This window comes from Spirosoma profusum, from assembly GCF_014699005.1.
Taxonomy (GTDB): Bacteria; Bacteroidota; Bacteroidia; order Cytophagales; family Spirosomataceae; genus Spirosoma; species Spirosoma profusum.
In genome coordinates this window covers 16,350-43,120 of sequence record NZ_JACWZY010000004.1, presented here as the reverse complement: position 1 = coordinate 43,120, position 26,771 = coordinate 16,350, and the positions used below count along the sequence as shown (strand labels likewise).

Below are 26,771 nucleotides of genomic sequence, written 5' to 3'. Positions count from 1 at the left end.
GAACGAGTGAATGAGTGAGAAAAGCTAGCGGCAGCCAATCGCTCTTTTACTCATTCACTCGTTCGCTCTTTAACTTTTTCCTCCCTTGAACTTCTGGCTTGTAAAATCAGAACCCGATACGTACGGGTGGCATCACTTTATTGAACAGGGACGCGCCGTCTGGGACGGAGTACGAAATTACCAGGCACGTAACAATCTGAAAGCCATGCAGGTTGGCGACCAGGTATTATTCTATCACAGCGTTACCAGTCCGTCAGTGGTGGGTTTAGCACAGGTAGTACGGGAAGCCTATCCAGACCCCACTGTTCCTGATGATATTCGCTGGGTAGCCATAGAACTGGAACCGATGCTGGCGCTGGAAATTCCAGTTTCGCTTGCGCAAATTAAAGCTGAACCGATGTTAGCAAACCTGCTCCTCGTTCGGCATTCGCGCCTGTCGGTCATGCCCGTCAGTGCCGATGAATTTGAATTGATTTTAAAAATGGGACAGGGAAATAATGAGCGAACCAGCGAATAGCCTATCGGATAATATTCACTCATTCGCTCATTGGCACGTTCACTCATTAATATGTCCGCCATCCAACTTGTAATACCAGAACCCTGGGCCGAATATGAACTGATTGATTCGGGGAATTTTCAGAAACTGGAGCGTTTTGGTAACTTCATTCTGTCGCGACCAGAGCCACAGGCCATTTGGGACAAATCGCTGAAAGACAGCAATTGGGAAAGGCAAGCCCATGCGGTTTTTCGACGCGACCGTCAATCGCCGGAACGGGGCGACTGGCAAACCAGGCCCGACATGCGTGACCCGTGGTTTGTTACGTTCCGGCAGGGCGGGCTGAACCTTAAGTTTAAGCTTGCGCTCACTACGTTCAAACACGTAGGCCTTTTTCCCGAACAGGCTGATAACTGGGCCTACATTTCTGCGAAAATCAAGGGAATGTTGCCCAACGTAGCACGCCCGAACGTACTGAATCTGTTTGCTTATACGGGCGGTGCTACGTTAGCAGCCCGACAGGCGGGTGCCGACGTAACACACGTTGATGCTGTGAAGCCAGTCATTACGTGGGCGCGTGAAAACATGGACTACAGTGGCCTGACAAACATTCGCTGGATGGTTGAAGACGTGGTTAAGTTCGTTCGGCGTGAAGTCCGGCGCGGGAATCGGTACAATGGTATCATTCTTGACCCCCCAGCTTACGGACGCGGGCCCGATGGCGAAAAATGGGTATTGGAAGAGCATCTGAACGACCTGCTCAAATCCTGCGCCGATTTGCTGGATAACGACAATTTTTTCTTCATCATCAACCTGTATTCGCTTGGCTTTTCATCGTTATTGGTAGACAATCTGATACGTCAGTTATTTGGGAACGTACCAAACCCCGAGTGGGGCGAATTGGCCATGATGGACCAATTCCAGAAACGTCTACCTTTAGGTGTATTTTATCGGTTTGCGTCATGATTAAAGAGCGAAAGAGTGAACGAGTGCCGCAACGGAGGTTGAAAGAGCGAAAGAGCCTGCCAGACGGTTTTCTGCCGAATGGTTTTCGCTCATTCAACCTCCATGGCGCCACTCGTTCACTCTTTCGCTCTTTAATCATTGCTCTTTCGCTCTTTCTTTTCTCCTGCGACAGCGAAGACCGGCAGACGGCCTATATTCCTGACTTTCCGAAGCCTGGTGATAGTAGTCGTACGGAAGGTGCGTTGCGGGCACTGACTGGAGCCATCAATCAGTCGTCGCCAGCGTCGGCATATGCCAAACGAGCTGCCATATTGATGGTAATGGGCCGAGTAAATGAGGCATTGGCCGATATTAACGAAGCCATTGACCGGAATGACAATGCGGGTACGTTTTATCTGACCCGTGCACAGATACTACGTGCGCTGAATCAGCCGTCGAAAGCATTTCAGAACGCGGAGCGAGCCGAAATTTTAGGCGTTGATACACCAGAGCTTTATACGCTTCAGGGCGATTTACTACAGCAACAGAACGAGTTTGATAAAGCAAGACTCTACCTGGCGAAGGCACTACAAATGGCTCCCTACGATGGAGAAGCCTATTTTTTTAACGGCTTGATAGCAGCACGTCAGGGCGATACCACACGGGCTTTGGAACTGTATCGACATTCTCTCCAGTTGAAGCCACGCTATCTGGAAACCTATAATCAACTCTCTTCCATCTATCGCACCACAGGCGACCTGAATTCGGCTCTGGTATATAATGAACAGGCACTACGTTATTTTCCAAATAATCCCCGGCTGGCCTACGGCCGTGGCCTGATTTACCATACGGAAGGTAAGCTGGATAGCGCCATGATTTATTATCAGCAGACGGCAAAGCTACAGGCTGGGTATTATCAGGCTTATTTTCAGATGGGTCTTATTAACCAGAAATACCGGAACTATTATACAGCTTTAGCCAATTATCAACGTGTACAACAACTCCGGCCACAGTTTCCACGTATCGATACGTATATTGGTTACTGTCATGAGCAGATGGGACAATACGATCTGGCGATTGCGGCTTATACCAAGGCCACTCAGTTAAATGCCACCGATCAGCAGGCTGCGGCTGGGTTATGGCGATCACAGCATGTACAAAACCCGTATAACTCTTTATTTTTGCCGGATACCATCGACAAACCTATTGTATCCTCGCGGGTTCGCCCTGGCCTTGATACGACCCGCGTTCGAGTGATGACAATTCAACCGAGAATGCAAATGGAAAGTAGAACCAGCGATTCGCTTCAGCGAACCGTGAAACCGATAAATTGAGTTAATATGTATAATGTATGACGTAAGATATATGATGTATTGCGGCCAACTGGCACTTTTTCTGCTGGCGAATACTTCATACATTATATATCTTACGTCATACATTAAATTAAGTGGCTTACAGTTGTAGGTAAGCTGCGGGTACCACAAATAAATACGTGTAATTATGATTGCGCAGGACGAACAAATCCGCGTTACGTTACCCGACGGTAGCGTTCGGCAATATCCCAAAGGAAGTACCGGATTGGAAATTGCCGCTCAAATTAGCGAAGGCCTGGCCCGTAACGTACTGGCTGCCAAAGTAAATGGCATTGTGCAGGATGCCACGCGACCCATCGATCAGGATGCTACCGTGCAGTTGTTGACGTGGAACGACGCTGAAGGCAAAGCTACGTTCTGGCATTCGTCGGCGCACTTGCTGGCCGAAGCCCTGGAAAGTCTATATCCAGGCGTGAAATTTGGTATTGGCCCCGCTGTGGAGACCGGATTTTATTACGACGTTGACCTCGGTGGGCAACCTTTTTCGCAGGAGGATTTTAAGAAAGTAGAGGATAAGATGCTGGAACTAGCTCGCCAGAAGCAGGCTTATATCCGCAAACCCATGAGTAAGGCCGATGCCATTGCCTATTTCGAGGAAAAAGGCGACCCTTATAAACTCGACCTGCTCGAAGGACTGGACGATGGAACCATTACGTTCTATACGCAGGGTGATTTTACGGACCTTTGCCGGGGACCGCACATCCCGAATACAGGTTTTATCAAAGCTGCCAAGCTGATGAACGTAGCGGGTGCGTACTGGCGCGGGAATGAAAAAAATAAGCAACTCACCCGCATCTATGCCGTTACGTATCCGAAGCAAAAAGAGCTTGACGATTACCTGTATTTGCTCGAAGAAGCAAAAAAACGTGACCACCGCAAGTTGGGTAAAGAGCTGGAACTGTTCGCCTTTTCGGAGAAAGTAGGGGCGGGGCTTCCGCTTTGGTTGCCGAAAGGAACGATGCTACGTGAACGGCTCGAAAATTTCCTTCGGAAAGCGCAGTTGCGGGCAGGTTACTCGCCGGTAGTAACGCCACACATTGGTAGTAAGCAATTATACGTAACGTCGGGTCACTGGGAAAAATACGGCGAAGACTCGTTTCAGCCAATCAGAACCCCCGATCCGAACGAGGAGTTTTTGCTGAAACCCATGAACTGCCCGCACCACTGCGAAATTTACAAAACCCGCCCCCGGTCGTACCGCGAATTGCCGCTACGTCTGGCCGAGTTCGGAACGGTGTATCGCTACGAACAATCGGGTGAGTTGCATGGTCTAACCCGAGTGCGCGGATTTACACAGGATGACGCCCACATTTTCTGTCGGCCCGACCAGGTGAAAGACGAATTCATGAAGGTGATTGATCTAGTGATGTACGTCTTCGGATCATTAGGCTTCAGTGATTATAGTGCCCAGATTTCACTACGTGATCCGGAGAATAAAACCAAATATATTGGATCGGACGACCTTTGGGAAAAAGCAGAAGCTGCTATTATTGAGTCGGCGGCTGAGAAAGGTTTGTCTACTGTAACAGAACTGGGCGAAGCGGCTTTCTACGGACCAAAACTCGATTTCATGGTTCGTGATGCGCTAGGACGTAAGTGGCAGTTAGGTACGATTCAGGTTGATTATAACCTGCCAAATCGCTTTGAACTGGAATATATTGGCGCTGATAACCAGAAACATCGGCCCGTAATGATTCACCGGGCGCCGTTTGGCTCGATGGAACGTTTTATTGCTATTCTGATCGAAAACTCAGGCGGTAATTTCCCGCTCTGGCTTTCGCCTGACCAGATTGCGATTCTGCCCATTTCTGAGAAATACGAAGAGTACGCCAACGACCTGTTTTTTACCCTTCAGGAAAATGACATTCGAGGATTCGTTGATCTGCGCGATGAAAAAATTGGTCGTAAAATTCGTGATGCAGAAGTAGCTAAAGTACCTTACATGCTTATTGTCGGTGAAAAAGAATCGGCGGAAGGGAAAGTTTCAGTACGTCGGAAAGGGCAGGGCGATCTAGGCAGCATGAGCGTTGATGAATTTGTGAAGGTTTTCCAAGCAGAAGTGAAAGTGTAAGTTTGTTCAAATTAGACTTTCAAGCGTAAGTCTAAAATGAGTGCTTTTGTCATGTTGAGGAACGAAGTATCTTAAGGTAGTCTTACACATTGTTAGGAGGTTTTAAGATGCTTCGTTCCTCAACATGACAAAACTGTTAGTAAATAAAAGTATAAGGAGATTCATTATCTAAAACCAAAAACAAATTTCTGCTTGCGCCGAATAGGTATTTTCAATAGTTTCCCGAACTTTTTAACAACTGTTATGTTATCCAAACGGCTTAAAAAGCTCCACTTTAATCATTTGTTACCTTAAATATAATCTATGGCATTACCCCAGCGCAGACCACCCCGTCGCGTGGTTGAAGAACCCTACAAAGTAAATGAGCGCATTCTGGCCCGTGAAGTACGGGTGGTCGGTGAAAATGTGGAACAGGGAATCCACGAAATTAGTAAGGCTCAGGCAATGGCGAAAGCCCAGGGACTCGATCTCGTGGAAGTATCGCCCAATGCCGTGCCGCCCGTCTGCCGTATTGTCGATTATTCGAAATTTAAATACGAGCAGAAGAAAAAGCAGAAAGAAATCAAGGCAAACGCAACCAAAGTGGTTATCAAGGAAATCCGATTCGGCCCGAATACGGATGACCACGATTTCGATTTCAAACTGAAACACGCTATCAATTTCCTGAAAGAAGGTGCAAAAGTGAAAGCGTATGTGCAGTTTGTAGGTCGGGCCATTGTCTTTAAAGACCGGGGCTCGAATTTGCTTGACCGGTTTGCCAAAGGTCTGGAAGACTACGGCAAAATCGAAGCCGAACCCAAACTCGAAGGCAAGCGAATGAGTATGTTCGTATCGCCTAAAGTGGTTGCTAAGAAATAAAAAAAGCCGATAGTCAACAGCCGTTAGTAGCTTGTGAATAAACTACTAACGGCTGTTGACTATCGGCTTTTTTTTGTACCTTTGCGGCCTGTTTACGAAAAAGTTCTCAAAAAAGCGGTTACTCCAATGCCAAAAGTAAAAACCAATTCGGCTGCCAAGAAGCGTTTCAAGCTGACGGGTTCCGGCAAAATCAAGCGGAAGCACGCCTTCCACAGTCACATTCTGACGAAAAAAACCACCAAGCAGAAACGTAATCTGGTACACGATACGTTGGTAGCTGGTCCGGATGAGCGACGTATCAAAATGTTGCTGAACGTCTAGTCAGAATGAAAATGTAAACTGCTTAACAACAGCAGTCTACGAAAAGGAACGAAGTCGTTCCTGGTTCACGTTTCACCCGATGCCAGGCAAATCAAGAGAATGTATAATGGTTAATTAACAATGAATAGGTAGGTGACAATGGTCATTTTACATTATTCATTCAACATTATTCATTAAGTTGCCTTCCGCCTGTTGTCAAAAAACAACTAATAATACAATGCCACGTTCCGTCAATCACGTTGCCTCACGGGCGCGTCGGAAAAAAGTAATGAAGCTGGCCAAAGGTTATTTCGGTCGGCGTAAAAATGTTTGGACAGTTGCTAAGAACGCTGTCGAAAAAGGATTAGGATACGCATACCGCGACCGCCGTGCGAAGAAACGGGATTTCCGTGCTCTCTGGATTCAACGTATCAACGCCGGTGCGCGTATCAATGGACTTTCTTATTCAGCACTGATGGGAGCCCTCAACAAGTCCGGTATCGAACTTAACCGTAAAGTTCTGGCTGATTTGGCCATGAACCACCCGGAAGCATTTGCCGCTGTTGTAGAACAAGTGAAGTAAACAGATTTGAAAATAGGAAAACCCGGCGATGAGCCGGGTTTTCCGTTTTGTTAAGACAGTAAACTAAAAACGTTACGTCTCAATAACTTTCGTTTTGATTCCTGCCCGCGTCCCGTCGATCAGCCGACCCAGCAGATAAACCTCTATTTCGCTATCGCCTACACGAAACACCTGCCGGACCGACAAGTCTGTTTCGAGTGCCTGTTTTAACTGCTGAAATTTCTCTGTGCGAGCTTTTTCTTCATCGCCATACCATTCCTGATCGATAATAACTGGCTCCCAGAAATCCGCTTCTGCTATTTCCTCTACGTAAATTTCGGGAGGAAACATCTGCCAGTCTTTAATCTGGCTCACTGTCAGCGGTTCTTCCTGTTTCAGATAGCACGTAACGGTTTCAACAGGTTCATCCGACTCACTAGGATATAGTAAATTAGACAGCAACGGATTTATCTTATCGGCAAATGATAGCGTATTTAATTTATCCGAATTATCGGCAACCGAATCGAAACTTTTTGGCTCTTCGTTCGTCATAGATGTTATGGATTGCGGGCAAATTAATCTTTTCAATGGAAATTTGCAGCGTGAATATGTCTAATTTTAACGCGCGGGCTAAACCCATTCCCGCTTAACCCTTTAAAAACAAGCAGTCATGTTAGAAACATTGATGAATCTGGTAAAGCAGCAGTCGGGTCAGGCGGTGATTAACAACCCCGCTATCCCGAACAGTCAGAATGATAGCGTCATGGAAACCGTGGCCGGCAGCATTATGAGCGGCTTAGGTCAGCAGGCGCAGGGCGGTGGTCTGGGTAATTTGCTGGGTATGGTTGTGAACGGAGCAAATGTGCAGAATAGCCCTGTAACGCACGGTGTTCAAGAACACGTTCAGGAAAGCCTGATGCAAAAACTGGGTATTTCGCCCCAGGTTGCTATGTCGGTAGCAGGTGCTCTTGTTCCGATTGTGCTGAGCAAATTGATGCATAAGGCATCGGACCCGAACGACTCAAGCGTTGATGGAAACTCGATTTTGGGTGCAGCCACAGGTCAGCAGGGTGTCGATTGGATGGGTATGGCTGGATCAGCAATGGCCGATGGTAAACTCGATATGAACGACCTGATGCGGGTAGCCTCACAACAGGGAGGTGGCGGAGGTTTAGGTGGTATGCTGGGTGGCTTATTAGGCGGCCGTTAATCCAATGATATCAGCCTAAACATAAAGGACAGTTCACATGAACTGTCCTTTATGTTTAACAATAAGTTAACACTGTTAATATGGCTGATAATCAATGTTTTGCTATTTAGCCTTTTTATGTTAACGTAATCGTATGCTGGAATGGTGTAAAGCCAGTAAGATAGACTGTCGGCGCGTCCATCGCTGGTAATGAGCCCCGCAACTGAACATTTTTGTGTTGCTGTAATCCTGGTCCAAATGTAATGGTATCACTCTGAACGGTATAGCTTCCTGAATTTGAAACTAGATAAGCATTGTCGCGATTGGGATGTTTTGTTACGCCAGTGAAATTTCCGCCGGGTCGAAAAATCAACTCAAGAGCAACTGGTACGTTATTGGTGCCGGTCATCTGAATGGTTGCTTCAATACCTCGTTGTACCTCGCGAATCGTGATACGTGTCTGAAGCCGTTGAATTTCGCTTTGTTTGCGATTCGAACGTAGCATTTTCTCCCAATCGCCATCGGCAGGGACGGTTTCTGGTGGATAGGTTTGGTAATAAGGCCCATCCAGGGATTGTGTCAGAATCCACGTATCACCTTGCTTGTCAATTGTTTCGGTTTGGAACTGACCTTTGCCAAAAAAGGAAGCTGCTATCCGTAGTCCCTGTAAAATAGCGTTCCCCTTGTGAAACGTTAACCAAACCGGATTTGCTTGCAAGATAGTGCTGTCCCAATCCCCTCGCCTGATACGTACCAACCCTGATTTAGGAAAAGCTCTTACGTAATTCGTAGGCAGAGGTTGGCTCGGTGGTAACTCACGCCAAATCGCTGGATCGTCCAAAAAATAATCAACGTAGTAAATCGATTTTGGAAGAAGCGTTTTCTCAATCTGGCGGCACATAGCTGCCATTTCGCCATTTTTATCGAGGAGAGCTATATACCGATAAGCATACCAATACCCTTCTGGCGTACCAATTCCCGCCTTATCCTGCCGTCCCGAGGCTTCTGTAACTAGTTCGCCGTTCGGATGGACGTAATGCAGTGTCATGGCCAAATTTCGACGAACGTAGTCGAGCAGATATGGTTTATTCAGGTTTTTGGCAATGGTAATGAGCAGGCGATTGGTCAGTGGCGAATAAATTAACGTACTACGTTCGTTGTATTGACCATCAACATCCATATCGATGTGCTCCGATAGCCACTGGTCAACGCGGGCAACGTAGCGGGCATCGGGCCAGAGCGTATTGAGTTTGGCTAGTGCCGCCGACACCACCCAGCGATGATTGGGCGTATGAATGCCCCCAACCACCAGCGCTTCGCCCGCCTTGAGCAGAAAGGATTTAAACGTAGCAAGCACCCCATCCATTGCAGGCGTCCCAGATTTGGACAGTAATGAGTAGCCCGTTGTTAATCGCTTCACAATGAATCCGGTATCGGGCGTCGAGTGGAAATTAGTAGCAGGCAAATCCAACGTACCATCGAAATGCTGCACTTTCAGTAAGTACTTCAATGCTACGTCTATTTCTTCCAGCAAAGCCTTCGAACGGTAATGCTCAGATTCTGGACACGACATAGCGCAGGATGCTCGCCTGACAAAATCGGCGGTAGTCTGCGGGTTTGGAATATCGTCGTTGTCTTTTAAACCACCGAAGGCCAGATTAGCAGTGTCGGTGATACGTAGCGCTCGAACGGTAATGAGTTGCTGATCATTCCCTTTAATTAGTTCGAGGAGCCATGTGGGTTTGTCGGCCGGTGCTACTCGCTTTAACCGAGCAAAAACGGGCGATTCGAAAACAGGTAATAAACAAAGAGCTGTAGCCCCGTTACGTACAAACGTGCGTCGATTCATGGATAACCGGTTCAGGCCCGACAGGCTCCGGCTGTCGTCTAATCTAATAAATACTACGTAGCCGACAGCCGGAGCCTGTCGGGGCCTGCAATACGCTTACTAAAAAGAAGAGAATGGAATTTATACTGAAAACCAATGTAACATTCCTGACTGTCTGCCACGTAGTAAAGGTAATGGTACGTTAAAAGCGACATTCTGGCCCAGATAGACACATGAATCTGCCAATCTGACAGCAAATCAAACATTTTTTCTGGCTGGCATTTGTATTGTTAGATAGGTACATGTCTGTCAGTTTTAACACAGCAATTAAAGAAACTAAACCAGTTATGGGAAAAATTATTGGTATTGACTTAGGCACCACGAACTCGTGCGTGGCCGTGATGGAAGGCAACGAGCCGGTTGTAATCCCCAATTCCGAAGGCGCCCGGACAACCCCCTCGGTAGTGGCGTTTATGGACAACGGCAACGGCGAACGCAAAGTAGGCGCTCCCGCCAAACGCCAGGCCATCACCAACCCGAAAAATACGATTTCCTCGATTAAACGTTTCATGGGTAAACGTTATAGTGAGGTAACCAACGAAACGAAAACAATCGCTTATGACGTAGAGAACGGCCCAAATGGTACGCCCCGCGTTAAAATCGGCGATCGTCAATATACGCCACAGGAACTTTCGGCCCTGATTCTTCAAAAAATGAAGCAGACGGCCGAAGACTACCTCGGTCAAACAGTAACGGAAGCCGTTATTACGGTACCGGCTTACTTTAACGATGCTGAGCGTCAGGCTACGAAAGAAGCCGGACAGATCGCTGGTCTCGACGTAAAACGGATTATCAACGAGCCAACTGCGGCCGCTCTGGCGTATGGTCTGGATAAAACCAACCATGATCAGAAAATTGCTGTATTCGACCTCGGTGGCGGTACGTTCGATATCTCGATTCTTGAACTTGGTGATGGCGTTTTCGAGGTAAAATCGACTGATGGTGATACACACCTCGGTGGTGACGACTTCGACCAGGTGATTATCAACTGGCTGGCCGATGAGTTCAAGAAAGACGAAAACATCGACCTTCGCCAGGACCCGATGGCGCTGCAACGGTTGAAAGAAGCCGCTGAGAAAGCCAAAATCGAGCTGTCGAGTTCGAACTCAACGGAAATCAACCTGCCGTACATCATGCCGGTGAACGGTATTCCGAAGCACTTAGTACGTACACTGAGCCGCGCGAAATTCGAGCAATTAGCTGATTCGCTGATTCAACGTAGCCTGGAGCCTTGCCGTCGTGCCCTGAAAAATGCTGCTTTGTCGGCCGGTCAGATCGACGAAGTAATTCTGGTTGGTGGTTCGACCCGGATTCCGAAAGTGCAGGAAGAAGTTGAAAAACTATTTGGCAAAAAGCCGTCGAAAGCTGTTAACCCCGACGAAGCTGTAGCGATTGGCGCTGCAATTCAGGGTGGTGTACTGACGGGTGAAGTGAAAGACGTACTGCTGCTCGACGTTATTCCGCTGTCGCTTGGTATTGAAACGATGGGTGGTGTGTTCACCAAAATGGTGGAAGCCAACACTACGATTCCGAGCAAGAAAGTGGAAACGTATTCGACGGCGTCGGACAACCAGCCGAGTGTGGAAATCAACGTATTGCAGGGCGAGCGTCCAATGGCGGCTCAGAACCGTCAGCTAGGTCGGTTTATCCTGTCCGATATTCCACCAGCACCACGTGGCGTACCGCAAATTGAAGTTACGTTCGACGTAGATGCCAACGGTATTCTGCACGTAACGGCGAAAGATAAAGGTACGGGTAAAGAGCAAAAAATCCGGATCGAAGCATCGAGCGGTCTGACCGAAACCGAAATCAACCGGATGCGTGAAGAAGCCAAAGCCAACGAAGCCGCTGATAAGGCTGAGCGGGAGAAAATTGAGAAAGTCAACCAGGCCGACTCGATGATTTTCCAAACCGAGAAACAATTGAAAGAGTACGGCGACAAACTGTCGGAAGGCAATAAAACAGCCATCGAAGGTGCATTGGCGAACCTGCGCACAGCGCACGGCTCACGCGACGCAGCGGCCATCGATACCGCATTGGAAGGTCTGAACGCAGCCTGGGCTACGGCTTCGCAGGAATTGTACAATGCGACTGGTGGTGCGGGTGCTAACCCAACCGATGGAGCTGGTTTCGCCGGTAACCCCGACGGTAGTGCCGGACAAGGCCAACCTACCGGCGACAACGTATCGGACGTACCATACGAAGAAGTTAAGTAATCTGATCGGACCGCCGACGCGGCCCGGATTTAACGGATTTAAGGATTAGACAGATTTTGTAAAAAAGCCCCTATCGGTGACGGTAGGGGCTTTTTCTTGAAGTAGTTTTGTTGATTGAGTTTGAAATAAAACAATAAACGAATTCCCTACCGGCTCACCCGGTAAATAACCCCGTTTGTATCGTCAGTGAAAATTAACGATCCATCGGGCAACGTAGCGATGCCGACCGGGCGGCCAAACTGAGCCTGGTTGTTGTCTACCAGAAAGCCCGATACAAAATCCTCTGCCCGAACGGGTTTGTTGTTTTCAAAATGGACACGTATCACTTTATAACCAGAAGGTTGCGTCCGGTTCCATGAGCCTCGCATAGTAACGAATGCATCGTTTTGGTACTCTGCCGGAAAGCTGCCGGTTGCTCCGGTACTGGTATAAAAAATCATACCTAACGGAGCCGCGTGAGGGTCATACTGAAATACGGGCAGTGTGGTTTTAGCCAGAATCTGAGCATACGTAGTGTCTCCCATCGGACGTGGATGCGGGTTGTAGTTGCCGTCTCCGTAGATATAAGGCCAGCCGTAAAAAGCGCCTTCCTTAATGATGTTCAGCTCTTCTGATTGTTGTTCATCGCCCAACCAGTCAATTCCGTGGTCGAAACCATAGAGTTCTTTGGTTTGTGGATGCCAGCCAAAACCGATGGTGTTACGTAGTCCTTTGGCGAAAATTTTGCGACCTGTACCGTCTGGATTGGCACGTAGTATTGTCGCGTGTTCGGGGTTTGGTTCAGCACAGGCATTGCAGGTACTTCCAACCGTAATGTACATGAGCCCATCCGGACCGAAACCAATAGTACGATTAGGGTGCTGACCGCCATCGGGTAGGTTGTTAATCAGCATTTGAGGCTGTCCCAACGTACCATCGGCGTTTATATCAGTCCTGTAAACCTCACGAATCGCTACCAGATACATTTTACCAGCATAAATGGTTATCCCATGAACATCTTTGATGGTGGCGACGACTCGCTTTGTGTCAGATTTCCCATCGTTATTGGTATCCTGCAAAAGCGTTACTATTCCAGCGGCCCGGTCTGTTACGTATACATTACCCGACGTACCAACAGCCAGCATACGCGGTTTGCCAAGCTGATCAGCATATTTCCGAATGGTAAAACCAGAGGGCACTTTTAGTAGGGCGATTCGGGCGTCGGTGGCTTCTACCAGAGCCGGTTCAAAAACATTCCCCTGAATTCCCGACGTAGTAGGATTCTTATTTGTTTCTGGAATATTGATTTCCAGAATGTCATCCTTCTTGCAGGAGACTAGCAATAACGTAGCAACGACGACCGATAGAAAGGCCGTTATTCGTAGATTTTTCATTGAGTTGAATAACGTTGAGTGAAAAAATACGCCACACATGCCATAGAAAGCACAATGTAATGGCTCAATAAATACCCTATATCCCTGAACAGGTTTTATGTAGTGGTGATAAATGAGAATATGGGCCTTTTACAGTTAACTAATCTATTATTACAAGTGGCTTATGGTATTAAAATGACCTAAATTGAATTAAGATCTATTTTATAGTTGAGAGTAACCTAGACATAAATTCGTTGCTTAACTAGATAATTTTTAGGATTAATTGTCGTTAAGACATGTGGTTTGCCTATAATTGTCCAATAATTTCTTTAACAGATTATGTATGCTTAAGCTGGCGCGTATACAGAATTATTCGGGCCATAATTTTCTGCGGTTAGTTCTGCGCCGTGGGCTGTACGTGTTATATCTGGCCGTTGTTGTGGCTATTCTACTGGAAGTTTGCCTTCGTATATATAACCCATTGAATCCCAGGATTAAAAATGAAAAAATAATCCTACCCGTCAGTAAAACGTATGAGCTAACAATGGACGGGTTACCCTCTGTTGACCGGAAAGCTATTCATACAAAAAATTCGCTTGGTTTTAGGGGCGAAGAACCGCCTAAAGACTGGTCGAAGCACCTGACCGTATTAACCGTTGGCGGCAGTACAACCGAATGTTTCTTTCTGGGTGATGGGACTGACTGGCCAGCTCGCATGTCGCAACGCATCCACTCCCAAGTGCCTGATCTATGGGTTAATAACGCTGGACTAAATGGACATTCAACGTTTGGCCATCAGGTATTGCTTGATGATTACCTGATTAAACTTCATCCAAACGTGATTCTATTTTTAATTGGAATCAACGATGTGGGCAAAGACAAAATGGATGGTTTCGATAATACGATGCTGAAAAATACCTACGTCGATTTGGGCGACGCCTGGTGGAAAAATCTGGGACGTACCATCGCACAGAACAGCGAAGTTGTAGGATTAATTCGACTGGTGAGCCGGGGCATTACCACCCAGAAACTGAATTTTCACGACAACATTTACCGGGCAGTGCATCCCAGTGATACGTTAGCCATAGCACCAACCGACATGCAGAAAGAACTGGCACAGGTGAAACCCTTTCTGCCAGCGTATCGCGAACGGGTGATGAAGCTGGTCAGTACGTGCCGTCAGAAAGGAATCGAGCCCATCCTGATTACACAGCCGCTACTAGTTGGATTTGGTAATGACCCTGTTAGCCATACCGATCTTGCTAAATTTCGAGTGAATGAACGCGAAAATGGAGAATTATTCTGGAAACGTCTTGAATCATATAACGACGTAACCAGAGCCCTAGCGGCTGACCAGCACGTACATTTGATTGATTTGGCCCGAAAGATGCCGAAGAGCAGCGAATATTTTTACGACGATATGCACTTTACAGAGGCAGGTGCCGGTAAGGTAAGCGAGATAGTATCGGAAGATTTGGGCCCGTATTTTCATGCTAAATACTACGTATCACAGACCACCCGATAAACCTACAGAAATTTACGCAGGCCCATCCCGATTCTAGGAATTGGAATGGGCCTGCGACTTTATAATAGCGCCAACGTAGTGATGGATAATGCTCGGCTGATAATTGAAGTAAGCTTTACTAAAAACAGAGATGCGTTATTTGTACTACGTCATAATTGAGTAGTTAGCAGAAACTGAATTGGAAAACTGGCTTCGCTACGTAATTTCGCTCACCACTGTTTCAGCTCACTTATGCACCAAACTCTGCTTCTTTGCCTGTCTTTGATGCTGATTGTCTCGCTTCTGGTAATGATAGGCCAGAGATTACGTATTCCAACGCCTATTTTCTTAGTGGTAAGCGGTTTAGCGATTAGCCTGGTTCCGGGAATACCCAAAATCGAGGTAGATCCCGAACTTATCTTCCTGATATTTTTACCGCCATTGTTGTACGAAGCCGCCTGGTTTACATCCTGGAAGGAATTCTGGCGATGGCGACGTATCATTGTAGTTCTGGCCTTTGGTTTGGTTATCGTTACCGCATCTGCTGTCGCTTACGTATCGAGTGCGGTAATGCCTGGCTTTACACTCGCACTCGGATTTGTACTAGGTGGCATTGTTTCGCCCCCCGACGCCGTTGCTGCTACGTCGGTGCTGAAGGGGGTTAACGTATCGAAAGGCGCCATCAGCATTCTGGAAGGCGAAAGTCTAGTTAACGATGCCGCAAGCCTGGTTGTGTTCCGGTTCGCAGTGGCTGCCGTTATGTCGGGTTCATTCGTTTGGCAGGAAGCGTCCCTTAGTTTTTTAATGGTTACGGTGATGGGCGTAGTAGTCGGGTTGGCCGTTGCCTGCGTTTTTTATGCCATCCACCGTTGGCTACCTACATCAACCCGAATCAGTATCCTGCTGACATTTATGGCGCCTTATATCATGTATCTGGCGGCCGAAGAGTTTGACGTATCTGGGGTGATGGCCGTTGTCAGTGGCGGCCTGTTTCTTTCCAACCAAAGTCATGTTATTCTCAACCACAGTTCACGAATTCAGGGAACGGGCATGTGGGCAACCGTCGTTTTTGCGTTAAATGGACTCGTATTTATCCTGATTGGACTGGAATTGCCGGTGATTATGAATGGACTGGATGGCTATTCTAAAACTGACGCCATTTTGTATGCTTTGCTCATAACGGCAGTGCTTATTGTTACCCGAATGGCCTTTTCAATGTTTTCGGCAGTATTCACGCAGTTTATTGGTAAATACATTACCGTGGCTCGTCGAAATGTTGGATGGAGGGCACCTGTTGTGTTAGGTTGGGCGGGTATGCGTGGTGTTGTATCGCTGGCGTCGGCGCTGGCTGTTCCGCTTACGCTCAAAAACGGCGAAGCTTTTCCCCACCGTAATCTGATTCTGTTCATTACATTTATAGTAATCCTTGTTACGCTGGTGTTTCAGGGACTAACCTTGCCCTATGTGATTCGGCTGGTAAACTTTCGAGACCCCGATGAGCAGATACCGGAAGAGGAACAGGAAACCAGAATACGTCTGAAATTACAGAAAGCTGCCTTGAATCATCTCCAGGAAAAGTATGATAAGGAAATCAGAACGAATGAATTAGTTGGGGATATGAAGAGCCGGATTGAGAGTGATTTACGCCAGACATCACGACATCTGGAGTCAATCGAAAGTGATGGTGAAATTCTGGCGCAATACAATCAGATAAGAGCCGACATTTTAGGTGTGAAACGGACTGCATTGCAGCATTTTCGTAGAAAGCAGGAATTTGACGACGAAGTAATCCGAAAAGAGGAAGCCCGGATTGATTTAGAAGAAGAAAAATTCAACCACCCAATTCATTAAAAAGGCAGTTAAAAGTTGAAGGGTTGTAAGGTTTTAAAATTGACTGGCGCGTGAATTGCTTTCGCGCCAGCCAATTTTAAAACCTTACAACCCTTCAACTTTTAACTGCCTAAAATCAACCGAATGCGTTAATATGCTTCTGGAAAATAGCGTCGTATTTATTAGCGGCTGCCGTCTGTTTGGCTTCTTTACAGGCTTCTACGATAGTTTGCAGAATATATAAATCCGAGTCTGGACTGCCGAAGCGGTTGCCACTGCTGCTCTTATCGTATGTCAGATTCTGGTCGGCGCGGGTTGCCATTGTATCGGCAATTTCGAGCGCTTTTTTAGTGTCGCCCACTTCGAAGAGGAACCGGACGTAGTTCGACGAAATCTGGTCGTACGGAATGCTCTTGTCGGGAATTACCTTCAAGGAGTAATCAAGTACTTCACGAGCTTTTGCTTTGTTGCCTTCACGAATAAACTGGTCGGCTAATCGGAAGAACGCGATACGTGCCGAAATAACCGGTGGCCCTTTGTAGGTTTCGTCATAATACACATCCGGGTTGTCGAACTCGCGCCAGAACGTTTTCTTCGTCATGTTCGTGAACATAATATCAGAATTAACGTAGCCATCCGTTGCACCCGGTACGGCCACCGGCATCAACCGATAAGCGTAGCCTTCCAGTTGCATATAATTCTTCAGACTCAGATAATTATCGCTGGCCAGTGTGCTCGAGAAGTAAATCGGCCGTTGCCAGTTGTTAGTGGCAATAATATCGAGCATGATCAGGTCGGGCTTGTAAAGATCTTTCTTCCCGATGGTCCACTGCAACGTATCTTTCATCAACGGACGTAGCATGGGCGGCACAAAATTCGCCTTATCGACCGACGCTTTATCAATGGGCAGGAACAGCACCGACGATGGCAGTATGCTGGTCATATCGCCACTGGTCAGGGGCACCTGCACAGCCGGATTGTTCGTTTTGATCAGGTTGATGTACTGCTTGAGATCGATACCATTTTTAACACCCGGCACTTCGTAGAACGGCACAATATCATTTTTGCCTTTGTTGAAATTGTCGAACTCCAGCGAAATCGGCAACGCTTCCGACTCATACGTTTTACGTTTCATCTGCTGGATATACCATTCCGTACCCAACAGACTCAGGTTACACACGCGCACATCACGTCGGAAACCTTCTACTTCCTGAACGTACCAAAGTGGGAACGTATCGTTATCACCACCGGTAAAGAGCACGGCATTGGGGGCACAGGAGTTGAGCAAATTCTTCGCAAAGTCGACAGATTGGTAGCGATTGTCGCGGTTGTGATTATCCCAGCTTTTCGCGCCCATCATCACCGGCACCAGCAGGCAAAGTCCAGCTACCAGACCATTACGTGCTACGTCTGCTTTAAGGTACGTCCGCAAACCTTCGGCCAGCGCCATAACGCCCAGACCCAGCCAGATAGCAAAGAAATAGAACGAACCCACGTAGATGTAATCCCGTTCGCGGGGTTCAGACGGGGGTGAGTTCAGGAAGACTTGCAGCGCGATACCGGTAAACAGAAATAGCAATCCCACAATCAGGAAATCGCGCCGACGCCGGAAATATTGGAACGCAATCCCAAATAATCCCAGCGCAAAAGGTAGCATATAGAAATTGTCACGAGCCTTGTTGTTCTTCAGCAAGTCAGGAACGCCGTTGTCTGACGACCAGGGGAGGAGGTAGCCTGCGCCCTCTTCGTCGCTCTCACGACCGGCGAAGTTCCACATCAGGTAGCGCCACCACATGTGTCCCAACTGATAGCTAAACAAAAACTTAATGTTATCACCCATCGTTGGCTTCTGCCCTTCGGCTAGCCCCAGCATCTGACGATACAAAGCCGGGTGGTTCTGCTGACTGCTGTATACCCGAGGAAACAACATTTCATCGCCTGGTGCGTAGACGTATTCAGGCTGGTGATCGAACACTACGTATTTGTTACCCTCTTTTTTCCAGATAGCAGCTCCCTGTTTCTGATCGATAGGGCGCGAGGTGAAAACGGGACCATACAGCAGCGAACGGCTGCCATATTGTTCCCGACGCAAATACGATAAGAAGTTCAGCGCATCGCTCGGATCGTTTTCGTTGATCGGCGGGTTAAAATCGGCACGTACCAGCACCTGCATATATGATGCGTACCCGATCAACACAAACGCCAGCGATAGCAGCGACGTATTCCAGACAACCCGATTGGTACGTGTCGACCAGATAACTCCGTAAACAATTGCGCCCAGGAAGACAACGGTGAAGATAATTACGCCTGTGTTGAATGGCATCCCCAACGTATTGACGAAGAAACGTTCAACGGCAAAGGCCATACCCGGTAATCCGGGAATAATACCAGCGTTGATAATAGCCAGAATAACCAGCCCGATACCAGCAGCAATTACACCACCCCAAAAGGTTGGTTTCGACTGTTTCTTGAAATAATAGATTAAAGCCAGCGCCGGCAACGTAACGAGGTTAAGTAAGTGAACGCCAATGGATAAGCCCGTCAGATAAGCGATCAAAATGAGCCAGCGATTGGCGGCTGCCTGATTTTCGATACGTTCCCACTTGAAAGCTGCCCACACGACAATGGCCGTAAAAAATGACGACATGCCATAAACTTCTGCCTCGACCGCCGAGAACCAGAACGTATCGGAGAAGGTGTAAGTTAGTGCGCCAACAGCACTGGTTCCCAGAAGCAGCAACGTATCGCCGAAGCTGTACTCACTTTCTGACTTACCTAACAACTTCTGAGCCAGCATGGTGATGGTCCAGAACAGAAAGGCGATAGTAAACGCACTCGCCAGCACCGACCCCATATTGACCCAATACGCTACGTTGGTCAGATCACCAAACGAGAACATGGAGAAAATACGTCCTAAAAGCAGGAAAAAAGGGGCACCGGGTGGGTGCGGAACCTGTAATTTAAACGAACACGCAATGAACTCGCCACAATCCCAGAAGCTGGCGGTTCGCTCAACGGTGCTCGCGTACGTAAAGAGCGCGATGACGAAAACAACCCAGCCCGCAATGGTGTTCAGGCGTTTAAATGATTGCATACAATAGAAGATTAACGTAGTGCTTTTGTGTAAGTACGGCCGATTCAGGTCGGGTCAATCCAGACCAGGTCACTCCAAACCGGTCCAAAAATACGCAAAAAGAAGCCCGAACGCCCCAGTACGTGCTGTTAAAGTTTGTTAAGCGTAATTGCCCACAACAGGATGGTGCTACGTTATCGCTCAATGTTTACTACCGTAGTTGTTGCCTTACATTCCCGACAAACTGTCATTTTTGCACCGAGTTTCACTTGTCGCATCCTTCATACGAGGCTACAAGACTGTAAATTAGTTCGTCTTTCTATGGAAAATTACAGCATCGTTTTGTTCCTATTGGCCGTGATGATTGGCTTGTCGGCGGTGGCCGATAAAATCAAGCTCCCGTATCCAATTCTGCTGATAACGGCTGGTATTGCTGTAGGTTTTATTCCAGGAACGCCCAAAATCGAGCTTGATCCTGAGATTGTTTTCCTGATTTTTTTGCCGCCAATGCTCTACGATGCAGCCTATAATATTTCAATGACCGAATTCAGGACTAATATGAGTACGATTTCCGGATTGGCCTTTGCACTGGTGTTTATTACGACGGTTGGTATTGCCGTACTGGCCTATTTTTTAATTCCGGGCATGACCTGGCCACTAGCTTTCGTACTCGGATCAATTTTGTCGGCTACGGATGCGGTGGCCGCCATGAGCATCACCAAAGGGCTTGGCTTGTCGCACAAAACACTGACCATTCTGGAAGGGGAGAGCCTCATCAACGACGCGTCTGGACTGATTGCTTACCGCCTTTCAGTAGCGGCTGTGGCTGGTAGGTCGTTTGTTTTCTGGAAAGCGGGGTTGCAGTTTATTGGCTTGATCGCCGGGGGAATCGTGGTGGGGGTAGTGCTGGTGAGAATTGTCGGGTTTATTCTGAAACGAATCCCTAAGAATAATCTGGTGGCGATCAGTCTTACGTTGCTAATGCCTTTTATCGCTTATTCACTGGCCGAAGCAGTTCACGTATCAGGCGTTATTGCGGTGGTATCCTTATGTGATTCTACTTCAGTTTTCTAAGTTTATAGCCTACTAGGATAGATAGGAGCGTAAAAACTATACAAACTACCGAAAACATTTTCGCTTCCTTTCGACCTTGCAGCACAAGTAAGATCAGTAGTGCAGCTGCTGAAGCAGCAAAAAAACGAAAATCGTAAATAGAATAATATAGATACTTTTCATAACATTTTTGATCGAGTAAAGTTAAGAAAATGTAGCGCTATTTGTATGTTATTCTTTCACTTTAAACGACTAATAAATGAAAACGCTAATCTTGCCTGCAATGATGGTTGGACTTTTGGTCGGGTGTAACTCAAGTGTCAACAATTTTCAAAGGGATTACTAAAGCAAAGTAAACGAAGATCTAATAAAATATGCTAGTGATCGAGGTATAATTCTAAAGCCTGTTTCGCAACTTAAAAGCAATGAAGTTATACCGCTCAATTCAATTGAAGAGTTTAAAGCTGGTATTGACGCAAGAAGTAAGCTATTACTAACTAATCAAACCATTCAAGTTAAGACTGAGATAAAGGGTGGCGACGCTATGCCAACTGATGTCAAAGCAGCTTTTGAAAATTTAATAAAACTAGATGCGAACAAACTTCAACAACAATTAGAAGCAAAGAAGAAGTATCGTTTAGGTAAAAAGAACGAAGCAACTGAATTAGGTGCCAGAACTGCTGCTAAACCATTTAATGAACCCCTTGGAACAGGAAGAATGACTCAATCTTCAGAAAATTGTCAGGATCCCGAGATAGAGTGTGATCCAGATAATCCTGACGAAGGTGATACGTCTCCATCTAAACAGTTTGGCGCATCTCCGGGATCAAATGGGTATAGCTATCATAGTACTCAGTCATTTTCTGCTGGTGGAGATGGAACTGTTTATGTTATTACTGATTGGAATACTGGGCCAAATGGCCAGGTAGTGGGAGTGCAAGTAACTGTCCAGGCAACAGGCGAACATGGCAATTCCATTGGCTTTTACGGAGACGCTAACCAGGGGACACAGATGGCAAACGGTGGCTACTATGTCAGTGGAACATTAACCTATTCCTACACAACAACTGGGATGAGCGGTGGCGGGTTAGGCGTTGAAACACAAACCGTTGTTCAATCCTACCAGTTAGGTGTTGGAGCCTATCAACAGACAACAGTTGCAGCGATTTCACAAAACTAATAAACATTGATTGTGAGTTTTACAAATTAATTATTGTGTATTAATAGAATCGCGGCATTTCAATAGTGCCGCGATTCTATTAATAAATGCAGCCAGAGAAGGTACAAAGGAGTTAGTATTACATGACTTAGGTTTATGACAAACAACGAAACAAATCACGTAAATGCAGATTGGCTATTTAAAAGCACTATTTGCCATAAACCTCGCCCCGGGCGGCTTTCAGCGTATTCTGCATCAGCGAGCAAATCGTCATCAGGCCAACGCCACCAGGCACAGGCGTAATGAAGCTGGTTTTTGGGGCTACCTCGCTGAATTTTACGTCCCCTTTTAAGGCAAAACCGCTTTTTTTAGTAGCGTCGGGAACGCGTTCCAGACCTACGTCAATCACTACAGCGCCTTCTTTTACCATGTCGGCGGTTACGAACTCTGGCTTGCCTAAAGCCGCTACCAGAATGTCGGCTGTTCGGCAGATTTCGGCCAGGTTTCGGGTGCGGCTGTGGGTGAGCGTAACGGTGCAGTTGCCCGGATACGTATTGCGTTGCATCAGAATCGACATGGGCAGGCCAACAATCTGGCTGCGTCCGACCACCACGCAATGTTTGCCAGACGTTTCGATACCGTACCGTTTTATCATATCAAGTACGCCCTGCGGAGTAGCCGATACGTAGGCGGGCAATCCTTTCGCCATCCTACCAATATTAATTGGGTGAAAACCATCCACGTCTTTAGCTGGATTGATGGTTTCCATAATCTTGTCAGGGTTGATATGAGCGGGGAGGGGGAGCTGCACAATCAGGCCGTCCATATCTGGATTGTCGTTGACTTCGCGAACTCTAGCCAGCAGTTCATCTTCGGTAACCGACGTATCAAACCGGATGAGTGTGGAATGCATTCCCACTTCCTCGCAGTTCTTCATTTTCGATGCTACGTAGGTTTCTGATGCCCCATTGTTGCCTACCAGAATCGCGACCAGATGCGGAATTTTGCCGCCCTGTTCACGTATCTGCGTGACTTCGGCCGCAATTTCCTGTTTGATTTGAGAAGAAAGGAGTTTACCGTCAAGGAGTTGCATGAATGAAAGTTTGAAAAGGCGAAAGAACAAAATGTGATTTAGCAATATTTCGCTCCGCTCCGGCGGCCCGGTTTCACTCGTTCATTCTTTCGCTCATTGAACGTGGCGCAAAACTACGCAAAGAAATGGCTTCCCTAGGACGAAATTGTGGATTCGATACGTTCGGGCACGAAATACTGTACGTCGTGTGCTTCCCACAAAGCAGGGATTTCCAATCGCTGAAACATCCGGTCCAGTACGTCGCCAGGCACTACGTGTTCGCGGGTTTCATTTTGCCGAACCAACTGCTGATGAGGTACTTCAAGATATACCAACCGGACTTGCGCCTTATACGTAGTAAACAGGTCAATCAGTTGCTGCCGAAGCTGACGAGTCAGGTTTGTAGCGTTCCAGACAAACGAAGTTTTACTACGTAGCATTGTCTTAGCCTCTTCCTTTGCCAGGTGCACTACGTAGCTGGTACCCTGTTTATCCGTCGGACTGATTTTTAACTTTCGTCGATACGTATCCAGGCTAATTACTGGCCAATCAGATAGATGCTGAGCGATGAACGTATCTTTCCCAACACCCGGCAAACCTGATAATAGCACAACCTCAGAACCCGCTTCCGGAAACGGTACGTAATCCGGATACGCTGTTTCGTGCGTGAAGTAGTAATAACGAGCCTCGTCGCTTACAAACGGGTAAGGCTGGCCCCAACACTGATTATCACGGCAAAACTCTTCGAATAAATCGATTCGGTACAGCAAATCGGCCTGGTCGGTGCAGATACGGCCCAGCACATCGGCGCGCGCCAGCATCGTGAGCCATTCCGTATTAACCTCCAGACTTGCCTGTAATAGCGTTTTTAGCGGATCGGGCTTCTCGAAAATCCAGAGTGGTAATCCGTGATACCGGACCAGTTTGCAAATCTGCTCCCGCTCCACAAAAGATGGCGACGTATCAAGCCGGTAGCCGGTGTATAGCAATTCCCGAACGGTACGTTCCCCTTTGCGGGCGTGACCTCGTGACGTAACACTGCCATCTGGCTCAACCACCGTTGTCGAGCGTTTTTCTACGTCGTGCAATAGGGCGGCCGTCCAGACCAATTCCTGAGAATCAACCGGTAACGATTGATAGGACGTATAGTTAGTCAGAGCCGATAATACTAACTGAGTATGAATAGCTACGTCGCCTTCGGCGTGGTGACGCGGGTCCTGCACGACGCCCGCCATATCCCGAATTTCGGGAAAGCGACGCGCCATGGCAGCCCATTGTTTATCGTTGGTGAATGTCCACATAATAAGCAAATAAGTTAATGACTGAGCTTGTTATCACTCAGGCTGTTCATTGAGCAGACGGGCGCGTTTCCAATCCCGGGTCCAGTGTTCATCCGTCTTCACATGTCCTTTCCGAACGTATTTGAATACGTTATGTCGGTGAGCGTCTAGCGAAAAACTATCGGCGTTGCGGCTAACTACACCTTCGCGGGTGCAGGGTTCGCCCGTCAGGGCATCATACGACCCAAATACGCCAGGTTCGCTGGCCCATTGCCTGACATCCGTTTCGAGCGCGTTAACATTGAACGGCTGTGATTGCAAAGCCAGCACTGGCACCGTCGGGAAATCGAGCAGTTGGGCATAAAATTGGGTTTCTTCCCAGGAGAGCCATTGGTCGATTTCGCGGATGGCAAAAACGTAGAAATAAGCGTCGATGTTGGGATAAACGATGGAATGCACTGCATACAGGTTTTCGCCAAACACCTCCAAGTCGCCCAGATCGTATTTTAAGATGGCCCAACGGTCGCGAAGGTGGCGCGTCCAGGGAGAGTCCGTGGGAGCCGCATGCGAGCGGGCAAACACGCCATAGCGGTTTAAACAGTTATTTTCGCCATCCAATTTTTCGGTATGGACGAGTGTCTGGATGCGGGAAATGTCATCGTCAACGTAGTGATTGATGCGGTCGTCGCTGGTTGTACCCGGCGAAAAGGGGTAATGATACGTTCGACCGTATTTGCGGGAAATCATAGTAAATCGCGTTTGAGTGAACAATAAAAACACAGGCACTTCACCAGGCGGTGAAGGCTATCCTTGAAGTGGAACCTGTGCGCGATTACATGACATTCAGTGTGTTAGACGGTTAGTGATACGTTAACGGGGCAAAGATACAGCTATTCAGTAAAAGAAATTCAACCGTATTTCTGCTGCCATTCTTTTTTTAGTTTTTTGTACTCATCATCTTCCCGAGCTTCCAGATATTTTCCGTAAAAAATCCGTGCGGATTCGGCTTTCACTGGGTCTTCTTCGCGCGGTAATTGGTCGCGTCCATGAGCGCCCGACTGCCCTTTTTTATCGTCGGGAACGGGGCCGTCATATTTTTTGCCAGTTCGGTGATTGGCGTAGCGCCGTGACCGTGTATAGCCCATTTGCAGAAACTTACGAGCCATGTCCATACCGATAAAATCGCCTTTTGCTTTATAATCAAGAAAGAGTTGGTAGATTTTCTCCGACGATTCGCGGGCAATTTCCGGCGTTTTGAATCGCCAGTGCGGCAGAATTTCGTCTTTATACGGACGTACTAACAGAACGCCCATCTCACCTTTTCCTACGCGATAGAGTTCAGGTTGTACACGCAGGTCTAAGTGGCGGTAATCCAGGTCGTAGTTGAAAGCGCGGTTATTTTGGGCCATGAACGTATCGTTGCTACGTTATATTGACGAATACGTAACGATTTTGTTCACCAAAAGCACACTTGAAGGAGGTATTCTAAAATTTTTGCCGTCTGCTACGTTTCAAAAGTCGATAATCCGCCCATTGAATAAAGCCCAGCCCGAACAATAATAACACTACTGGTAGTGCCAATCGAGATATACTTTTTTCGAACGTAGCACCGGGGGCATTGATAAGCACAAAACCCGCTACAAAAATCATGAACAGAACACTCATTCCGTAAATCAAAAAAGCGTTACGTTCACTGCGATCCATAGTTTGCCTTTGAATCTGTCGCGTAACCTTATTCGAAAACGAAAAACTCAGATAAGTATCAGGTGGCTCGTGAGTTAGTTCTTCAAACAGTCGTTTGTAAGTTGCTACGTCTTCCTGGTTGAAAGTAGTCGGGAGCTGAGCCTGCTCGTTACGTTGCTGGGCATCCAGAAATTCCTGAAGCTGCTGGTCGGTTGAGTTATTCATAGTTTTTTTCTCGGGTTTGATGCGCTTCCAGCGCGTTTTTCAGGAGTCTTCTCGCACGAAACAGGTAATTCTTCACAGTGCCTTCGGGCATGGAAGTAATCTGTCCAATTTCTTCGTACGACAACTCTTCCAAATGATATAACGTAAGTACGGTGCGATAGTGAATGGGTAACCGATCAATCTGACGATGCAGAAAAGCGTGCCAGTCATCCTGTTGTACTACGTCCTCTGGATTCGGTAGCTGTGATAAAATATCCGTATCATCCAGTTGGTCGAAAGAGTGATGAAACGACTCCCGATGATGCTTCTTTACGTAGTTGATACCCGTTCGGTAGGCAATCGTGGCTATCCAGGTCGACAGTTTTGCTTCGAACTGATACGTCGGCAGTTGCTGATACACTTTCATAAACACATCCTGACAAACATCCTCTACGTCGGCGGGCTGTTGCACGATACGTCGAATCATGTGCAGCACCAGCCGCTGGTACCGCTCGACCAGCGTCTGATACGCCCGAACGTTACCCTGCACAATCTGACGTACCAGTGCCTGCTCATCATTCATCGCTCATGAGACAATCCAGCAAGGAGGGATGTTGCAGTTATCAGAAATTTTTTGTGCCCTGCAACATTCATCGGTCGGCT

Annotated in this window: 23 protein-coding genes; 13 read left to right on the top strand and 10 right to left on the bottom strand. The window is 47.4% G+C overall.

The window, feature by feature from the left end:
• Window positions 1–85: 85 nt before the first annotated feature.
• From IC229_RS06600 to rplT, 7 genes are all read left to right on the top strand, one after another.
• Window positions 86–517, top strand: a complete 432-nt coding sequence (locus IC229_RS06600; RefSeq protein ID WP_190886158.1) for an EVE domain-containing protein — start codon at window positions 86–88, stop codon at window positions 515–517.
• A gap of 51 nt (window positions 518–568) precedes the next feature.
• Complete coding sequence (locus tag IC229_RS06595) at window positions 569–1,462, top strand: class I SAM-dependent methyltransferase (protein WP_190886157.1); 894 nt, start codon at window positions 569–571, stop codon at window positions 1,460–1,462.
• A complete protein-coding gene (locus IC229_RS06590) occupies window positions 1,459–2,775 on the top strand; it encodes a tetratricopeptide repeat protein (RefSeq protein ID WP_190886156.1) in 1,317 nt (438 codons plus the stop codon). Before IC229_RS06595 ends, IC229_RS06590 begins: the two co-directional genes overlap by 4 nt.
• 166 nt (window positions 2,776–2,941) lie before the next feature.
• On the top strand, window positions 2,942–4,885 hold the full coding sequence (gene thrS, locus IC229_RS06585) for a threonine--tRNA ligase (protein WP_190886155.1): 1,944 nt from the start codon (window positions 2,942–2,944) through the stop codon (window positions 4,883–4,885).
• Between the two features lie 303 nt (window positions 4,886–5,188).
• Window positions 5,189–5,743 carry a translation initiation factor IF-3 gene (infC, locus tag IC229_RS06580; protein ID WP_190886154.1) on the top strand — a complete coding sequence of 185 codons (555 nt, stop codon included), beginning with the start codon at window positions 5,189–5,191 and terminating at the stop codon, window positions 5,741–5,743.
• Between the two features lie 126 nt (window positions 5,744–5,869).
• Window positions 5,870–6,064: a 50S ribosomal protein L35 gene (gene rpmI, locus IC229_RS06575; protein ID WP_190886153.1), complete on the top strand. Its 195-nt coding sequence runs from the start codon at window positions 5,870–5,872 to the stop codon at window positions 6,062–6,064.
• Between the two features lie 217 nt (window positions 6,065–6,281).
• Window positions 6,282–6,626: a 50S ribosomal protein L20 gene (gene rplT, locus IC229_RS06570; RefSeq protein WP_190886152.1), complete on the top strand. Its 345-nt coding sequence runs from the start codon at window positions 6,282–6,284 to the stop codon at window positions 6,624–6,626.
• A 72-nt stretch (window positions 6,627–6,698) separates the two neighbouring features.
• Here rplT and IC229_RS06565 read toward each other — a convergent pair whose 3' ends face one another.
• Window positions 6,699–7,157, bottom strand: a complete 459-nt coding sequence (locus IC229_RS06565) for a nuclease A inhibitor family protein (RefSeq protein WP_190886151.1) — start codon at window positions 7,155–7,157, stop codon at window positions 6,699–6,701.
• Window positions 7,158–7,275: 118 nt separating this feature from the next.
• Here IC229_RS06565 and IC229_RS06560 point away from each other — a divergent pair, with 118 nt between their 5' ends.
• Window positions 7,276–7,815, top strand: coding sequence for a hypothetical protein (locus IC229_RS06560; RefSeq protein WP_190886150.1), 540 nt, complete (start codon window positions 7,276–7,278; stop codon window positions 7,813–7,815).
• A 115-nt stretch (window positions 7,816–7,930) separates the two neighbouring features.
• On the opposite strand, the gene IC229_RS06555 is transcribed toward IC229_RS06560, so the two are convergent.
• Window positions 7,931–9,643 (bottom strand): hypothetical protein, encoded by a 1,713-nt coding sequence (locus IC229_RS06555; protein WP_190886149.1) that lies wholly within the window; start codon window positions 9,641–9,643, stop codon window positions 7,931–7,933.
• A 326-nt stretch (window positions 9,644–9,969) separates the two neighbouring features.
• Between IC229_RS06555 and dnaK the strand changes: the two genes are divergently transcribed.
• The gene (dnaK, locus tag IC229_RS06550; protein ID WP_190886148.1) at window positions 9,970–11,898 is read left to right on the top strand and encodes a molecular chaperone DnaK; all 1,929 of its coding nucleotides are present in this window, start codon (window positions 9,970–9,972) and stop codon (window positions 11,896–11,898) included.
• 146 nt (window positions 11,899–12,044) lie between these two features.
• Here the strand turns inward: dnaK and IC229_RS06545 are convergent, their stop codons facing one another.
• Window positions 12,045–13,271, bottom strand: a complete 1,227-nt coding sequence (locus tag IC229_RS06545) for a PQQ-dependent sugar dehydrogenase (protein WP_190886147.1) — start codon at window positions 13,269–13,271, stop codon at window positions 12,045–12,047.
• 322 nt (window positions 13,272–13,593) lie between these two features.
• Here IC229_RS06545 and IC229_RS06540 point away from each other — a divergent pair, with 322 nt between their 5' ends.
• Both IC229_RS06540 and IC229_RS06535 read left to right on the top strand, forming a co-directional pair.
• Window positions 13,594–14,775, top strand: a complete 1,182-nt coding sequence (locus tag IC229_RS06540; RefSeq protein WP_190886146.1) for an SGNH/GDSL hydrolase family protein — start codon at window positions 13,594–13,596, stop codon at window positions 14,773–14,775.
• 231 nt (window positions 14,776–15,006) lie between these two features.
• Window positions 15,007–16,605 carry a Na+/H+ antiporter gene (locus IC229_RS06535; RefSeq protein WP_190886145.1) on the top strand — a complete coding sequence of 533 codons (1,599 nt, stop codon included), beginning with the start codon at window positions 15,007–15,009 and terminating at the stop codon, window positions 16,603–16,605.
• 115 nt (window positions 16,606–16,720) lie between these two features.
• Here IC229_RS06535 and IC229_RS06530 read toward each other — a convergent pair whose 3' ends face one another.
• Window positions 16,721–19,678, bottom strand: coding sequence for a DUF2723 domain-containing protein (locus IC229_RS06530; protein ID WP_190886144.1), 2,958 nt, complete (start codon window positions 19,676–19,678; stop codon window positions 16,721–16,723).
• A 300-nt stretch (window positions 19,679–19,978) separates the two neighbouring features.
• On the opposite strand from IC229_RS06530, the gene IC229_RS06525 reads away from it, so the two are divergent.
• The gene (locus tag IC229_RS06525) at window positions 19,979–20,731 is read left to right on the top strand and encodes a cation:proton antiporter (RefSeq protein WP_190886143.1); all 753 of its coding nucleotides are present in this window, start codon (window positions 19,979–19,981) and stop codon (window positions 20,729–20,731) included.
• 523 nt (window positions 20,732–21,254) lie between these two features.
• Window positions 21,255–21,890, top strand: coding sequence for a hypothetical protein (locus IC229_RS06520; protein WP_190886142.1), 636 nt, complete (start codon window positions 21,255–21,257; stop codon window positions 21,888–21,890).
• A gap of 187 nt (window positions 21,891–22,077) precedes the next feature.
• On the opposite strand, the gene IC229_RS06515 is transcribed toward IC229_RS06520, so the two are convergent.
• From IC229_RS06515 to IC229_RS06490, 6 genes are all read right to left on the bottom strand, one after another.
• Window positions 22,078–22,962 (bottom strand): bifunctional 5,10-methylenetetrahydrofolate dehydrogenase/5,10-methenyltetrahydrofolate cyclohydrolase, encoded by an 885-nt coding sequence (locus IC229_RS06515; protein WP_190886141.1) that lies wholly within the window; start codon window positions 22,960–22,962, stop codon window positions 22,078–22,080.
• A 134-nt stretch (window positions 22,963–23,096) separates the two neighbouring features.
• Window positions 23,097–24,242: an AAA family ATPase gene (locus IC229_RS06510; RefSeq protein WP_190886140.1), complete on the bottom strand. Its 1,146-nt coding sequence runs from the start codon at window positions 24,240–24,242 to the stop codon at window positions 23,097–23,099.
• A gap of 33 nt (window positions 24,243–24,275) precedes the next feature.
• Window positions 24,276–24,968, bottom strand: a complete 693-nt coding sequence (locus IC229_RS06505; RefSeq protein ID WP_190886139.1) for an RNA ligase family protein — start codon at window positions 24,966–24,968, stop codon at window positions 24,276–24,278.
• Between the two features lie 161 nt (window positions 24,969–25,129).
• Window positions 25,130–25,630, bottom strand: coding sequence for a DUF4385 domain-containing protein (locus IC229_RS06500; protein WP_190886138.1), 501 nt, complete (start codon window positions 25,628–25,630; stop codon window positions 25,130–25,132).
• A 76-nt stretch (window positions 25,631–25,706) separates the two neighbouring features.
• Window positions 25,707–26,129, bottom strand: a complete 423-nt coding sequence (locus IC229_RS06495) for a hypothetical protein (protein WP_190886137.1) — start codon at window positions 26,127–26,129, stop codon at window positions 25,707–25,709.
• Window positions 26,122–26,691, bottom strand: coding sequence for an RNA polymerase sigma factor (locus IC229_RS06490; RefSeq protein ID WP_190886136.1), 570 nt, complete (start codon window positions 26,689–26,691; stop codon window positions 26,122–26,124). The genes IC229_RS06495 and IC229_RS06490 overlap by 8 nt, the downstream gene beginning before the upstream one ends.
• Window positions 26,692–26,771 lie beyond the last annotated feature (80 nt).

What these genes read in the sequence shown, in the direction of transcription:
- IC229_RS06595 (WP_190886157.1), top strand. Translation starts at nt 569, where the DNA reads ATGTCCGCCATCCAACTTGTAATACCAGAACCCTGGGCCGAATATGAA.
- IC229_RS06590 (WP_190886156.1), top strand. Translation starts at nt 1,459, where the DNA reads ATGATTAAAGAGCGAAAGAGTGAACGAGTGCCGCAACGGAGGTTGAAA.
- thrS (WP_190886155.1), top strand. Translation starts at nt 2,942, where the DNA reads ATGATTGCGCAGGACGAACAAATCCGCGTTACGTTACCCGACGGTAGC.
- infC (WP_190886154.1), top strand. Translation starts at nt 5,189, where the DNA reads ATGGCATTACCCCAGCGCAGACCACCCCGTCGCGTGGTTGAAGAACCC.
- rpmI (WP_190886153.1), top strand. Translation starts at nt 5,870, where the DNA reads ATGCCAAAAGTAAAAACCAATTCGGCTGCCAAGAAGCGTTTCAAGCTG.
- rplT (WP_190886152.1), top strand. Translation starts at nt 6,282, where the DNA reads ATGCCACGTTCCGTCAATCACGTTGCCTCACGGGCGCGTCGGAAAAAA.
- IC229_RS06565 (WP_190886151.1), bottom strand. Translation starts at nt 7,157, where the DNA reads ATGACGAACGAAGAGCCAAAAAGTTTCGATTCGGTTGCCGATAATTCG.
- IC229_RS06560 (WP_190886150.1), top strand. Translation starts at nt 7,276, where the DNA reads ATGTTAGAAACATTGATGAATCTGGTAAAGCAGCAGTCGGGTCAGGCG.
- IC229_RS06555 (WP_190886149.1), bottom strand. Translation starts at nt 9,643, where the DNA reads ATGAATCGACGCACGTTTGTACGTAACGGGGCTACAGCTCTTTGTTTA.
- dnaK (WP_190886148.1), top strand. Translation starts at nt 9,970, where the DNA reads ATGGGAAAAATTATTGGTATTGACTTAGGCACCACGAACTCGTGCGTG.
- IC229_RS06545 (WP_190886147.1), bottom strand. Translation starts at nt 13,271, where the DNA reads ATGAAAAATCTACGAATAACGGCCTTTCTATCGGTCGTCGTTGCTACG.
- IC229_RS06540 (WP_190886146.1), top strand. Translation starts at nt 13,594, where the DNA reads ATGCTTAAGCTGGCGCGTATACAGAATTATTCGGGCCATAATTTTCTG.
- IC229_RS06535 (WP_190886145.1), top strand. Translation starts at nt 15,007, where the DNA reads ATGCACCAAACTCTGCTTCTTTGCCTGTCTTTGATGCTGATTGTCTCG.
- IC229_RS06530 (WP_190886144.1), bottom strand. Translation starts at nt 19,678, where the DNA reads ATGCAATCATTTAAACGCCTGAACACCATTGCGGGCTGGGTTGTTTTC.
- IC229_RS06525 (WP_190886143.1), top strand. Translation starts at nt 19,979, where the DNA reads ATGGAAAATTACAGCATCGTTTTGTTCCTATTGGCCGTGATGATTGGC.
- IC229_RS06520 (WP_190886142.1), top strand. Translation starts at nt 21,255, where the DNA reads ATGCCAACTGATGTCAAAGCAGCTTTTGAAAATTTAATAAAACTAGAT.
- IC229_RS06515 (WP_190886141.1), bottom strand. Translation starts at nt 22,962, where the DNA reads ATGCAACTCCTTGACGGTAAACTCCTTTCTTCTCAAATCAAACAGGAA.
- IC229_RS06510 (WP_190886140.1), bottom strand. Translation starts at nt 24,242, where the DNA reads ATGTGGACATTCACCAACGATAAACAATGGGCTGCCATGGCGCGTCGC.
- IC229_RS06505 (WP_190886139.1), bottom strand. Translation starts at nt 24,968, where the DNA reads ATGATTTCCCGCAAATACGGTCGAACGTATCATTACCCCTTTTCGCCG.
- IC229_RS06500 (WP_190886138.1), bottom strand. Translation starts at nt 25,630, where the DNA reads ATGGCCCAAAATAACCGCGCTTTCAACTACGACCTGGATTACCGCCAC.
- IC229_RS06495 (WP_190886137.1), bottom strand. Translation starts at nt 26,129, where the DNA reads ATGAATAACTCAACCGACCAGCAGCTTCAGGAATTTCTGGATGCCCAG.
- IC229_RS06490 (WP_190886136.1), bottom strand. Translation starts at nt 26,691, where the DNA reads ATGAATGATGAGCAGGCACTGGTACGTCAGATTGTGCAGGGTAACGTT.